This is a genomic window from Macrococcus psychrotolerans (assembly GCF_038095555.1).
Lineage (GTDB): Bacteria > Bacillota > Bacilli > Staphylococcales > Staphylococcaceae > Macrococcoides > Macrococcoides psychrotolerans.
Genome location: NZ_CP124591.1, coordinates 451,005 through 464,491 on the forward strand (window position 1 = coordinate 451,005; position 13,487 = coordinate 464,491).

A 13,487-nucleotide genomic window follows, 5' to 3' on the forward strand; every position below is an offset into this window, starting at 1 on the left:
TGCTATGGCGACAAAAAGGAAAGCAGTTCAGACAAGAAAGCAATCTACAGCTAAAAAGCGTCCTGTGAATAAAATGCGTAAGACAAAAAGATCAAGGTCAAAGTCAAAGTTTAAATTCAAGCATTTCGTTATTCTAGGATGTATCATTTATATATGCAGTGTCATCTATGGTGCGTTCAAACCATTGCCAGGTGGCGTCAGCAAATGGTTTGAATCAAGTAAGACAAATGATGTGAAACTACTTGTAGACAAAACGTATGAGAAAGAAAATCATATGTATTATAACCATGAAATATTCAATGAACAGTTGAAAACGATTCAAGAAGCAGATGATTTTATCATTTTAGATATGTTTTTATTCAACAATACATATGACGGACAAAAAAAATTCACAAAGCTGACAGAAACACTGACGCAAGCATTGATTGATAAGAAAAAGGAAAGTCCCAATATTCGCATCTACATGTTGACAGATCCCATCAATTCTTTTTATGGAAGCTATACACCAGAGCACTACAGAAAATTGCGCGATAACGGTATCGTACTCTATGAAACGAACCTTGTGAAACTAAGAGATTCCAATCCACTTTATTCCGGGTTATGGCGTCCGACATTAAGATGGTTCGGTAATAATGAGAACGGAATAATCACGAATATATTTTCTAAGGACGCACCAAATGTTACTGTAAGAGGATTCGGCAGATTGTTGAATATGAAAGCGAACCATAGAAAAACACTGGTCACTGAAGATGCAGCAATAATCTCAAGTAGTAACCCCCATGATCCGAGTGCCCATCATCAGAATATTGCAGTAAAAGTGACAGGTAAGCTACAGGAAGATTTGATAAAAAGTGAAGTGAGTGCACTTAATATGAGTGGCAGTAAGCTGTCCGCAAGTGACTTTAATATTACGCACCGTGCATATAGTAGTGACATGGACTATACTACAACATTAGTCACAGAAGGTAAGATTAAAGCTGCACTGCTCGAACAGATCAATATGACGAAAACGGGAGATCGTGTGAAAATGGGGATGTTCTATCTTTCTGACAGAGATATCATTAAAGCATTGATAAAAGCATCGAAACGAGGTGTCGGGATTCAGATGATACTGGATGTGAATAAAGAAGCATTTGGTAAGGAAAAACCTGGTATTCCAAATAAACCGGTCGCACATGAGCTAGTATCCAAATCAAATGATAGGATCCAAGTAAAATGGGCGGTAAGTCATGGTGAACAATTTCATGCGAAGTATACGTTATTCCAATATAAAGATAGCAAGACGAGTACACTGGTACTCGGTAGTGCTAATCTGACACGTCGTAATGTTGGGGACTACAATATGGAGACAGATGTTATTATTAGTGGACGCAGTGATCTTCCGGTCTTCCATCGACTGAATCGGGAATTTAGTGCGATGTGGAATAATGAACAGGCTTATGTTACAGACGATTATGAAGTGAAGAAAGATCCGTCATTTATTAAAGATGTCATATACAGAGTCCAAGAATTTACAGGAATATCAAGTTTCTAATATAAAAAAAGTTGAGTAAATTCTGAAAATACATTGACTTATAAATCTAACCCATGTAATATAAAAAACAACTTAATCATATTTTATCAAGAGAGACAGAGGGATATGGCCCGACGAAGTCTCAGCAGCAGACTCTTTAGAGAGCACTGTGCTAATTCCATCAAGCTTTAGCTTGGCAGATAAATGTTGACCGTCAAACGCTCATTTAGCTCAGGCTAAGTGAGCGTTTTTTATTTTAAGGAGGAAAGAATGAATGGGAATTATTGAAGTACGAGACGTGACGAAGGTTTATCGCACGAAAAAAGGTGACATCAATGCTTTAGACCATGTCAGCTTAACTATTGAAAAAGGTCAGGTCTTCGGCATTGTAGGATATTCAGGTGCGGGTAAATCTACTTTACTTAGACTGATCAATCGACTTGAAAAACCGTCGACAGGTCAAGTGTTTGTTGAAGGTAATGAGATTACAGCATTGAAAGAAAGTGCGCTTAGAAAGCAGCGACAGAATATTGGAATGATCTTTCAGCAGTTCAACTTATTTAAATCGAAAACAGTCAGTGATAATATCCGGTATCCATTAAAGCTGACAAAGAAATATAGCAAGCAGGAAATTGAGGCGCGAGTGGATGAACTCTTAAACTTTGTTGGCCTGAGTGACAAGAAAGATGACTATCCAAATCAACTTTCAGGAGGACAGAAGCAGCGTATTGGTATTGCAAGAGCCCTTGCAACTGAACCGGATATCTTATTATGCGATGAAGCAACGAGTGCCCTGGATCCAGAGACAACAGACGATATCCTGGAATTACTCAAGAAAATTAATCAGCGGCTCAATATTACGATTGTTATTATTACGCATGAGATGGAGGTCGTCAAAAAGATTTGTGATGAAGTGGCTGTAATGGAAAAAGGGAAGGTTGTTGAGCAGAATAAAGTGTTCGAGTTATTCACTTCACCGCAACATGCAACAACAAAACGATTTGTCCACAGTGTGCTGAATGATGATATCCCTAAAGATATTGACATTAGTAATCGACGTTTATATCGTTTTATATTCAATCATGAACAAATATTAAAACCGGCACTAAGTGAAGTTGGACGTCAGTATCATGTAGATTTCAATATTTTATACGGCGGTATAACGGAGTTAACCGATAAGTTATTTGGTAATTTACTGATTGAAGCGGTCGGACAACCAGAACATATAAACAGTGCGCTAGACGATCTCATACAAAAAGGCATTAAAGTAAAGGAGGTTGAAGGATTTGAAAACTGATATTACGACGTTCTATCCCGTTATTATCGAACAGACAATTAATACACTGATCATGGTTGCGATCACGTTAATCTTTGCAACGCTCATTGGACTACCAATTGGCATACTGCTTTATGCAACAGCAAAAGGTAATATACTCGAGAATAAAGTAGTGAACAGTATATTGAACGCCATTATTAATACGATACGCCCAATACCTTTCATCATATTTCTAGTAGCATTGATTCCGATAACGCGAATTTTAGTCGGGACATCTATCGGCATCTGGGCAGCAATATTTCCGATGACACTTGCAGCCTCGCTTTCTATCGCTCGAATTGTAGAAAATAACATCGTGTCTGTAGATAGAGGAGTCATTGAAGCAGCTGAAGCGATGGGATCAAGCAAGTTCGACATACTGTTCAAAGTACTCATCCCAGAAGCTGCAGGCGCTTTAATATTAGGTCTTACATTTACAACTGTATCTTTAATAGAATTCTCAGCTGTGGCAGGACTTGTTGGTGCAGGTGGAATTGGATATTTAGCATTTACTTATGGATATCAAAGATTTGACGTGCTGATCATGTTTATAACAGTCGTCATTCTGATTATATTAGTACAGATTACACAATTTATCGGTAACAAAGTAGCAAGCATATATACAAGTAGATTATAAAAGGAGAAAAGAATATGAAAAAATTATTGGTATTATTATTATCGTTAGTGGTTGTACTTGCAGCATGTGGAGGAAAAGAGGATAAAGATAAGACAGTAAAAATCGGTGTTACAGGTATAGATTCAAAGGTATGGGAAGTTGTTAAAGAAGAAGCGAAAAAAGAAGGCATTAATATTGAGTTTGTAGAATTTCAGGATTACACAGCACCAAATAATGCTTTGAATGAAGGTGAAATCGATTTAAACGCATTCCAGCATTTCGCATTCTTAGACCAATTTAAAAAGGATCATAAATTAGACCTTTCAGTTGTAGGGACTACAGTATTTGCACCACTAGGTGTATATTCAGAAAAAGTAAAAGATATTAAAGATATCAAAAAAGGTGAAACAATCGCAATTCCAGATGATGTAACAAATCAAGCACGTGCACTTCGCTTATTAGAAGCAGGTGGACTGATTAAGTTATCAGATGACTTCGGATTATTTGGTGGTCCAGACAAGATTAAAGAAAACAAGTTAAACCTTAAGATTAAACCGATTGAAGCACAGCAGACACCACGTGTATTACCAGATGTTGCAGCAAGTATTATCAATAACGGTGTTGCAGCGCGTGCAGGATTTAGTCCGCAAGATGATCCAATTTACTTAGAAGATTCAAATAGTGAAAATGTTGCACCGTATATCAATGTAATTGCTGCACAGACGAAAGATAAAGATAACAAGACATATAAAAAGATTGTAGAACTCTATCATTCAGATAAAGCGAAAGATGCATTGAAAGAAGACACAAAAGATGGCGAAATTGCGAAGAACTTAAGCACAGACGAAATTAAGAAAATTGAAGAAGGATTAAAATAAAAGGACGTGACACGAGCGTTCAGATACGAATGAAATCATGAAAAGATGGCAAAAAATGGTCTATGTTTTGGGCCATCTTTTTGATTTATTGAAGTTTCTGCTCGTGGAACGCTGAAAATAAAAGGACGTGACACGAGCGTTCAGATACGAATGAAATCATGAAAAGATGGCAAAAAATGGTCTATGTTTTGGGCCATCTTTTTAAGATTAGCGATTAATTTTCATGATGTTATTATGAATAATCTTGCTGATAACTTCAGGAGGTTCCGGACAATCATTTTGTAACCAGAAATACAACACACCGAACTGGCCCCCTAATGTGTAACTGATAAAATAATCAGGATACTGAAGACTAGCAGTTGTTTCAAGGACGTGCATATAATTATTGCGCCAATTTGATAATAATTTCTGTGTAAAGTTTTGTGCAGGATGCAAGGTGAGTAACACTCTGAAGAATTGTCTGTGCTCATGAATATACTGGAATATGTGTTCAAGGTATTTTTCTATTGATGATTTTTTGTCTCTCTGTAAGTGAAGGTCATGCAGATCAGTATATAATATTGATTCTAGATGTGAAATATGTGAATCTATCATGCTATCCAGTAATGCGTATTTGTCTTCAAAATAAGCATAGAAAGTAGAACGATTAATACCAGCTTTATTACATAGCATCTTTATCGTTATTTCTCTGAATCGGTGTTCTTCCAGCAATTGTATTAAACTGTTTTCGATTAACTGTTTTTTGTCCATACATGACTCATTTCTTCTTATTTAATAGTATTATCTATTTATTTTACTTAATTTCCAACAGATTCACAAATATTGTTGGTTGATTGTTTAGTAAATCATTATATAATATTGTTTATGCGAAAAATTGGGAGGAAGTAAACATGAAAAAATTAGTAATGATCAATATTTTAACTTTAATCATCTTAGCAGTGCTTGGCGTAGTCGCTTTTCACTTCTATGATGAAGCAACAAACTATGTAAAGACGGACAATGCGAAGATTGACGGAGAGCAAGTCTCTATTGCAAGTCCAGTTGCAGGTAAACTAGTTTCATTCAATAAAACGGTAGGCGACAAATTATCTAAGGATGACAAACTTGGTACTGTAGCAGGTGCTGGTCAAGACGGTAACCCAACTAAGGTTGATATTACGATGCCACAGGATGGCACGATTGTGAAGAAGCAAGCAACAGAAAATGGATTTGTAGGTGCTGGTACTCCGATTGCCTATGCTTACGATATGAATCAATTATTCGTTACTGCAAACATTAAAGAAACTGAACTTGACGGTGTTAAAAAGGGTCAGGATGTCGATGTATATGTCGATGGATATAAAGATACGACTTTATCTGGGAAAGTTGAACAAATTGGTTTAGCAACAGCATCTAGCTTTAGTCTATTACCTTCATCAAATGGTAATGCAAACTATACGAAGGTAACTCAAGTTGTTCCAGTTAAGATTGAACTTTCAAAAGGAAAATCGTTAGACATTTTACCAGGAATGAATGTAACTGTACGCATTCATAAAAACTAAGGAGGTTATCGTATGACCTCGATGATTATTTTATACAGCTTATTTTCTTTGCTGACATTCTTCGTCGTTAATAGAGTAATGCTTAAAAGAAAGCGCAAAGCTCAGCATCGTTCTATTCAAAAACAAGATAAAAAAGTATATGAACCAGTGTCAAACGCACAAGTTAAACCTACAACTGCACCGAAAATAAGTGAATCACATATACAAGATGAGAAAATGGAACAGGAAATAGATGTCAATCGTCCTGTACATGAACAGGTGAAAAAGCCTGAAGCACTTGTAACGTTCGGTAAAGGTATCACTTTGGCGAAGATTATTACTGCGCTCATGGCGGGGATGTTCGTTGCAATATTAAATCAAACGTTAATAAACGTGGCACTCCCTGTTATGATTAATGACTTCAGTATTTCTACTTCAACTGCACAATGGTTAACAACAGGGTTTATGCTTGTAAACGGGATTCTCGTTCCTGTCAGTGCTTATTTGATTCAGAAGTTTACGTATCGTCAGCTCTTTATGTTTGCGATGATTGCATTTACAATAGGTTCTGTTATCTGTGCCATAAGTACGAACTTCCCTGTAATGATGACAGGTCGTGTAATTCAGGCGGTTGGAGCAGGAATCTTGATGCCACTTGGAACAAACGTATTTATGACAGTCTTCCCGCCTGAGAAACGCGGAGCTGCAATGGGAATGATGGGGATCGCCTTCATTCTTGCACCTGCAATTGGACCGACATTAACGGGTTGGGTTATTCAGAACTATCATTGGAATGTGATGTTCTATGGGATGTCTGTTGTAGGAATACTCGCAATTATTATCGGTTTCTTCTGGTTCAAAATCTATCAACCGATAAGTAATCCTAAGCTAGATGTCCCTGGTGTCGTATTTAGTTCACTAGGATTTGGTAGTTTGCTTTATGGTTTTTCTGAAGCGGGGAATAAAGGCTGGGATTCAGCAACTGTAATTACAATGATGATCATTGGACTCTTATTCGTTGCATTATTTGTTTATCGAGAAATTTCTATGAAAGCTCCGATGATGGATTTACGTGCGTTAAAGTATACAGGGTTTTCATTTACATTGCTGATCAATGTAATTGTAACGATGAGTTTATTCGGAGGTATGTTACTTCTGCCTGTATATCTTCAGTCTATTCGAGGTTTTTCTCCTTTAGATTCAGGATTACTACTATTACCTGGCTCGCTACTCATGGGACTCATGGGACCTATATCGGGTCGTCTGCTTGATAAATTTGGAATTAAGCCGATTGCGATATTTGGATTATTTATTATGACGTATGCAACATGGGAACTCACAAAATTGAGCATGGACACTTCTTATTCAACGATATTAGGTATTTATGTACTGCGTTCTTTCGGTATGAGCTTTATTATGATGCCCATTATGACTGCAGGTATGAACGCATTACCACAAAGAATGATTCCGCATGGCAACGCCATCAGTAACACGGTACGTCAGCTTGCAGGATCTATCGGTACTGCTGTACTGGTTACGATTATGACACAACAGACCACAGCACATGTCGGTGATATTTCGAATACAATGGATAAGACGCATCCAGAAATTGCAGGACAGTTTGCTGAGATTGGTCGCAGCGTCGGATCACAAGAAGCGGGTGGTCAACTTGTAATGGGATATCTTCAGAAGGTCGCAACAATCAATGGTATTAACGATGCCTTCTGGGTAGCGACAGCGCTAAGTGCACTGGCATTTATACTGTCCTTCTTCTTAAAAGGAAAAGAACATTATCGTGCTGAAGAGCTTTAATTAAAAATAAACAAGTAAGGCATAATTATTTGTCATACTTGTTTATTTTTATATAATAAAGAATAAGGAGTGAGGCGATATGAAGACAAAGTACATTGATAAAAGAAGTTGGCGTCGTCTCTTAAAGAAACATTATAAGGAAATTCGTGTCAGTGATGAGTGGTTTGATGGGATAATCGGTGAGATTGAGATGATAAAGGTAAAGTCACCGCTAGAAATTAAGGTTATCGATCAAAGCATTGTAGTAGCTGACAACGGGTTTCGCTGGTTGCAAATCTTACCGAAAGATAAGCACTATAGCATTACTGTAATGTATGATGCACAAGATAAGCCGCTACAGTATTACTTCGATATTAATGATGAGAATATTGTGGAAATGGGTGAGGCAAGAACCCATGATCTCTATCTTGATGTACTTGTATTACCTGACGGACGCTATGAACTAGTAGATGAGGCAGATGTGAAACGTGCACTGAAAAAGCAGGTTATTACGCAGGCGCAATATGAACTTGCCTATAAGACTGCTCAAGAAGTGATGGATGAAGTGAAAGACAACTTCATATGTTTTGAACAGCTCGCAAGCAAGTGTAAAGCCGAAATTAAAACGGAAAGGACATAGTCGTCCTTTCCGTTTTAATTTTATTCAACGCATTTTAACCTGAAATGTAGTCTCCACCATTGATATGAATTGTTTCACCAGTGATATAAGATGCATCGTCACTAGCAAGGAATACATATGCCGGTGCAATCTCGCTTGGTTGCCCGCGACGTTCGAGGGCGGTTTCCTGTCCATGTTTCTCAACCTTTTCAGCAGGGAACGTTGCAGGAATGAGCGGTGTATAGATTGGTCCTGGGGCAACAGCATTTACTCTAATGCCTTCTTCTGCTATGTTTTGTGAGAGTGAACGTGTAAATGATGTAATCGCACCTTTAGTAGCAGAGTAATCAATTAATGTTTTAGAACCTCTATAAGCAGTCACACTGCTCGTATTAACAATGGCATCACCTTTAGAAAGATGCGGTAGTGCAGCTTTAGTAACATACATCATACCGAATATATTCGTTTCGAATGTTTCTTTAATCTGATCACTAGAAATATCAAGTAAACTTTCTTGTGGATACTGTACGCCTCCATTATTCACAAGAATATTTAAACTTCCGAATTCCGATGTAACATCTGCGATTAATTGATTACATTGTTCTTCTGATTTAAGATCGAAAGCATAGGCCTTTGCTTTAACGCCAAGTGATTCTAGACGTGCGACTGTATCTTTGGCGTCTTCATGTTCATTATAGTACCCAATCGCAATGTCTGCACCTTCTTTTGCATAACATATGGCTACAGCACGACCTATACCTGAGTCACCACCGGTAATAAGCGCGACTTTCCCTCTTAATTTATCTGATCCTTTATAGTTATCATCTTCTGCAATCGGTTTTGGATCCATTTCTTTTTCGATACCAGGCTGTTCGGGTTGTGTATAACCTTTAATTTCTTTATCGATCTTTTCATATTTGTTCATTATGACTCCTCCTCAAAATAATAGTAATAATTAACTATTCCTTTTATGTGACCCTTTAAAACATTGTGTAAAATTTATGTTAAAATCAAAATGAGGTGTTTATGATGATAGATGCACATATTCATATCAATCAGTATAGCGATAAAGATATTCAAGATATCATGTCGCAAAATATACAATGTGTTGCCGTTGCAACAGACTTGAAGAGTTGCTATCGACTACTTGCACTTAAGAATGAAAATATTCATATTGCTTTAGGGTATCATCCTGAGCAGCGCATTGATAAAAATGAAGTAGAAGAAATTCTTCGCTTAATCGATACGCATCATCATGAGATTGTGGCAATCGGTGAAGTGGGCTTGCCGCAATATTTAATGCGTCAGGATCAATCGATAAAATTGCAGCCGTATATTGATATATTGAAAGCATTCATGAATAAAGCGAGAGCCCATCAACTCCCTGTCATACTCCATGCTGTCTATGACGATGCGAGAATAGTGATGGAACTCTTAAGAGAATATCAAATTCAAAAAGCACATTTTCATTGGTTCAAAGCAGATAAAGATGTATTGGAAGAGGTTTTAAATAGTGATTACATGGTCAGTGTAACGCCTGATATTCTATGGAATGTAAAGACCAGAAGAGTAGCCCAGGCTTTCCCGCTCCATCGACTCATGATAGAAACGGATGGACCGTGGCCACACGAAGGGTTTGAAGCAAAAGAGATTAAATCGCAACTTTCTGCTATAATAAAGGAGCTAGAGCTGTTTTATCCGAAGGCAGAAAACATAGAATCTATTATGACGTATAACACGAAAGCTTTCTATCGAATTTAAGATTGAGGATATAATATGAAAATAGATGATTACAGATTACTTGTAGCTTTGGATGAGGAAGAGACGCTTCGTAAAGCTGCTGAAACCTTATATATTTCTCAGCCCGCAGTCAGTCAGCGACTCAAGACCATTGAGAACGACTGGGGCACGGAAATTTTTATTAGAACGAAGAAGAAGCTGATTGTCACAACCCACGGCGAAGCGATTATTAATCACGCACGTAAGATGCTGAAAGAAGAGACAAATCTTAAAGAAATGATTCATTCTTCTGAAGGCGTGGTGAACGGGAACCTGTCAATTGGTGTATCCTCGTTGATTGGACAGACAGTACTACCGACTGTACTTGAACGTTTTGTACATGAGTATCCTAATGTGAAGATTCAGTTGCAGGTTGGTTCCAGTACACGCATTATGAATAATCGTCATGACTTCCACGTGTCCGTTATACGTGGCACAAAGATAATGAACCTCCATAATGAACGACTGATGCAAGAAAAGCATTATTTTATTTATCCGAAGGGTAAGAAGGATGTATTAGATACATTACCGATGATTGAATTTCAGGCAGATCCGGTCTATTTGAAAGAGATAGAACAATGGTACACTGAGTTATTCAACAAAGAATATGCACCACAGATAAAGACAGATCAGATAGCGACGTGTAAGGCACTCCTATTAAGTGGGGTAGGGATGACTGTACTTCCTGAAATTGTAGCAGAAGATATTGATCGTAAAGAGTTTGAAGTTAAGCTTGTCGAGGCACATGGACAGGAATTATTAAGGGAGACATACATATCCTATGAGAATGATATATTGAGTCTCCCTCAGGTGAGTGCGTTTATCGCATTATTAAAAGAAGTCGTCAACGGCTTATGAATTGAAAGAGGATAGCAAATGGATATTGAGAATGTAATGCAAAAAATAGAAGACCAATCCGAAATCATCAAGCTGGTCGAAGATTTTTCTTATTTATTTAAAGAATATGAGATGGGCTTATTAGAATTAAAAAGTGATATAGAGGTCATCGACTTAGAATGGCAGGCGAAGTATGGTTATTCTCCATTTGAACACATAAAGACACGTATTAAGTCACCCATCTCACTACGTGACAAAATAAAACGAAAAGAAATAGACTTTAATTTAAAGAGCATACAGGAGAATATATTTGATATTATTGGTGTAAGAATCGTTACAACGTTTGAAGACGATGTCTATAAAATATATGATATTTTAAAGGGACGTAATGATCTTAAAATTGTACGTGTGAAAGATTACATAAAAAATCCGAAACAAAGTGGCTATAAAAGTCTGCATCTAATCGTTGAAACAGAACTAGTGCTCTCTGAAGGTGTGAGGTGGGTCCCTGCAGAAATTCAGATTCGCACATTAGCCATGGATTTCTTCGCATCTACAGAGCATAAGCTACAATACAAATATAATACCAAGAAATTAAATGACAGCATACGCCGTGAACTGAAGGAAGTCGCGGATGTTTCAAGTGAACTGGATCGTAAGATGACAGAAGTGCGTAATACCATATTATTAGATTAAAGAGTCGCAGCACGAAGTCACTGGTATATGATATAAAAAGATGACAGGAGTATTTCCAGTCATCTTTTTAGGTTGATCGGCTACATCATTAAGTCGCAGTTCTCACATAAAAAAGTAATTTCATATATAATAAAACAAAATGAATCTAACGAAAAGAGTGTGTTCAATGTTTCGAGATCTTCTCACAATTAAAAACTATAAATTATTTCTTATCAACATGATTCTGCTTGGTATGGCTTTAGCGATTACAGTGCCGTTTTTTGTCCTGTATGCAACTCAAGAACTCGGAATGACACGAGGATTATATGGCGTTATGATGGCGTTGTTTGCCTTGGCTGGATTTATGGTCAACACAATTGTTGCAAGGTTTTCTGATCGGGCAAACTTTAATCGTAAGTATATGATCATGTTTTCAGTAATGATGGCTGCAATCGCATTCAGTACGTATTTCTATATCGATAATCCTGTCGTTTTCATCATGATATACGTGTTTTTTGGAGGTATGGGTGCGCCTGCTATGCCACAGCTCTATGCATCAGCGCGAGAAAGCATCAATGTGTCAGCTTCAAGTAAAAATGCTGTATTTGCGAATACACTCCTTCGTTCTATGTTTAGCTTCGGCTTCTTGTTCGGACCGCTCGTTGGGACGGTCTTGCTTAAGAAGTTTGGATTTGCTGGAATATTTGGTGGTACAATTCTGCTTTATATTATCGTATTACTGTCGTTCTTATTCTTTTATAAAGAGATTAAAGTAGAAAAACCAGCGCATGCTAAAGGTCACATTGAGCCAGTTGCACCGAACCTTTTGAAAGATACGTACTTGCTTATCCCGTTCCTTGCTTTTGTATTCTTACATATTGGACAATGGATGTATACGCTGAACATGCCTTTATTCGTAACAGAATTCTTAAATGCAGATGAAGCGAATGTTGGTTATTTAGCAAGTTTATGTGCAGGACTTGAAGTTCCGTTTATGATTATTCTAGGTATACTAGCAAGCAGATTTCAAACGCGTACATTATTGATGATTGGTGCAGTATTTGGTGGAGGCTACTATCTTTCAATCGGTTTATTTGACAGTGTGACAGCGATGCTCATCGGTCAAATTGGGTTAGCGTTCTTCTTAGCCATACTGCTAGGTTTAGGAATCAGTTACTTTCAGGATATATTGCCGGACTTTCCAGGATATGCATCGACATTATTTTCTAATGCGATGATTGCAGGACAATTACTCGGCAACCTACTTGGTGGAGTCATGAGTGACGTTGTAGGACTTGGAAATGTATTTTATGTATCTTCGTCATTCGTATTAATTGCATTTATTTTATTAATATTCACGAAACCCATAAAGATGGAGGATTTAGCATGATGATAGTATTATGGATGGTCGTCATTATTAGTTTTATCGCAGCATTCGTTGGGCTGGTCGTACCAATGCTGCCAGGTGTGCTGTTGATGTGGGTAGGATTTTTTATCTATCATTTTGGTATCAATAACGAAGAATTGACATGGTTCTTCTGGATTGCGATGGCGATGCTGACTTTTGTTACGTTAATCAGCGACTATATAGCTGGCAGTTACTTCGTCAAAAGGTACGGTGGATCAAGAGCAGGAGAATTTACAGCAGCAATCGGTATCATTATCGGTAGCTTCCTTTTTCCACCGCTCGGCATTATCATCGTGCCGTTTATAATGGTATTATTTGTTGAACTTTTTATCCAAAGAGATATAACAAGAGCTTTTAATGCGAGCATCGGATCGCTCTTTGGATTTTTGACAAGTACCGTCGCCAAGTTTTTAATATTGATTATTATGGTCATCTGGTTCGTACTGGATGTGTTGATATAGACTTTGGTGGAAACAATAGTCTTGTTAATAGATAGTGATGTGGCAAGTTAGCGCATAAATAATACACATGAGCCA

The 13,487-nt window shown here is 37.5% G+C and carries 14 protein-coding genes and 1 riboswitch; of the genes, 12 read left to right on the forward strand and 2 right to left on the reverse strand.

Features of this window, described 5'->3' with window-relative positions:
- The first annotated feature begins 4 nt into the window (after positions 1 to 4).
- The 4 genes from QA539_RS02365 to QA539_RS02380 all read left to right on the forward strand — a co-directional run bounded on the left by QA539_RS02365 (position 5) and on the right by QA539_RS02380 (position 4,322).
- Positions 5 to 1,534 carry a phospholipase D family protein gene (locus QA539_RS02365; protein WP_219493932.1) on the forward strand — a complete coding sequence of 510 codons (1,530 nt, stop codon included), beginning with the start codon at positions 5 to 7 and terminating at the stop codon, positions 1,532 to 1,534.
- 80 nt (positions 1,535 to 1,614) lie between these two features.
- A riboswitch (SAM riboswitch) is annotated at positions 1,615 to 1,720 on the forward strand.
- 73 nt (positions 1,721 to 1,793) lie between these two features.
- Entirely contained in the window at positions 1,794 to 2,810 is a 1,017-nt protein-coding gene (locus tag QA539_RS02370) for a methionine ABC transporter ATP-binding protein (RefSeq protein ID WP_219494806.1), read from the forward strand.
- Complete coding sequence (locus QA539_RS02375) at positions 2,800 to 3,465, forward strand: methionine ABC transporter permease (RefSeq protein ID WP_219493934.1); 666 nt, start codon at positions 2,800 to 2,802, stop codon at positions 3,463 to 3,465. The genes QA539_RS02370 and QA539_RS02375 overlap by 11 nt, the downstream gene beginning before the upstream one ends.
- A 14-nt stretch (positions 3,466 to 3,479) precedes the next feature.
- On the forward strand, positions 3,480 to 4,322 hold the full coding sequence (locus QA539_RS02380) for a MetQ/NlpA family ABC transporter substrate-binding protein (protein WP_419895374.1): 843 nt from the start codon (positions 3,480 to 3,482) through the stop codon (positions 4,320 to 4,322).
- A gap of 207 nt (positions 4,323 to 4,529) precedes the next feature.
- Here QA539_RS02380 and QA539_RS02385 read toward each other — a convergent pair whose 3' ends face one another.
- Positions 4,530 to 5,072, reverse strand: coding sequence for a TetR/AcrR family transcriptional regulator (locus tag QA539_RS02385; protein ID WP_419895375.1), 543 nt, complete (start codon positions 5,070 to 5,072; stop codon positions 4,530 to 4,532).
- 140 nt (positions 5,073 to 5,212) lie between these two features.
- On the opposite strand from QA539_RS02385, the gene QA539_RS02390 reads away from it, so the two are divergent.
- The 3 genes from QA539_RS02390 to QA539_RS02400 all read left to right on the forward strand — a co-directional run bounded on the left by QA539_RS02390 (position 5,213) and on the right by QA539_RS02400 (position 8,273).
- Positions 5,213 to 5,863, forward strand: coding sequence for an HlyD family efflux transporter periplasmic adaptor subunit (locus tag QA539_RS02390; RefSeq protein ID WP_219493937.1), 651 nt, complete (start codon positions 5,213 to 5,215; stop codon positions 5,861 to 5,863).
- Positions 5,864 to 5,875: 12 nt separating this feature from the next.
- Positions 5,876 to 7,654, forward strand: a complete 1,779-nt coding sequence (locus tag QA539_RS02395; protein WP_283721851.1) for a DHA2 family efflux MFS transporter permease subunit — start codon at positions 5,876 to 5,878, stop codon at positions 7,652 to 7,654.
- Positions 7,655 to 7,733: 79 nt separating this feature from the next.
- Entirely contained in the window at positions 7,734 to 8,273 is a 540-nt protein-coding gene (locus QA539_RS02400) for a DUF402 domain-containing protein (protein ID WP_219493940.1), read from the forward strand.
- 34 nt (positions 8,274 to 8,307) lie between these two features.
- Here the strand turns inward: QA539_RS02400 and QA539_RS02405 are convergent, their stop codons facing one another.
- Positions 8,308 to 9,177: an SDR family oxidoreductase gene (locus QA539_RS02405; RefSeq protein WP_283727175.1), complete on the reverse strand. Its 870-nt coding sequence runs from the start codon at positions 9,175 to 9,177 to the stop codon at positions 8,308 to 8,310.
- A 104-nt stretch (positions 9,178 to 9,281) separates the two neighbouring features.
- Between QA539_RS02405 and QA539_RS02410 the strand changes: the two genes are divergently transcribed.
- The 5 genes from QA539_RS02410 to QA539_RS02430 all read left to right on the forward strand — a co-directional run bounded on the left by QA539_RS02410 (position 9,282) and on the right by QA539_RS02430 (position 13,412).
- Complete coding sequence (locus QA539_RS02410) at positions 9,282 to 10,013, forward strand: TatD family hydrolase (protein WP_419895376.1); 732 nt, start codon at positions 9,282 to 9,284, stop codon at positions 10,011 to 10,013.
- A 15-nt stretch (positions 10,014 to 10,028) separates the two neighbouring features.
- Complete coding sequence (locus QA539_RS02415; RefSeq protein WP_419895377.1) at positions 10,029 to 10,889, forward strand: LysR family transcriptional regulator; 861 nt, start codon at positions 10,029 to 10,031, stop codon at positions 10,887 to 10,889.
- A gap of 18 nt (positions 10,890 to 10,907) precedes the next feature.
- The gene (locus QA539_RS02420; protein WP_419895378.1) at positions 10,908 to 11,564 is read left to right on the forward strand and encodes a GTP pyrophosphokinase; all 657 of its coding nucleotides are present in this window, start codon (positions 10,908 to 10,910) and stop codon (positions 11,562 to 11,564) included.
- Between the two features lie 166 nt (positions 11,565 to 11,730).
- Positions 11,731 to 12,933, forward strand: a complete 1,203-nt coding sequence (locus QA539_RS02425) for a sugar efflux transporter (protein WP_423245838.1) — start codon at positions 11,731 to 11,733, stop codon at positions 12,931 to 12,933.
- A complete protein-coding gene (locus QA539_RS02430) occupies positions 12,930 to 13,412 on the forward strand; it encodes a DUF456 domain-containing protein (RefSeq protein WP_219493951.1) in 483 nt (160 codons plus the stop codon). The genes QA539_RS02425 and QA539_RS02430 overlap by 4 nt, the downstream gene beginning before the upstream one ends.
- The last annotated feature ends 75 nt before the right edge of the window (positions 13,413 to 13,487 follow it).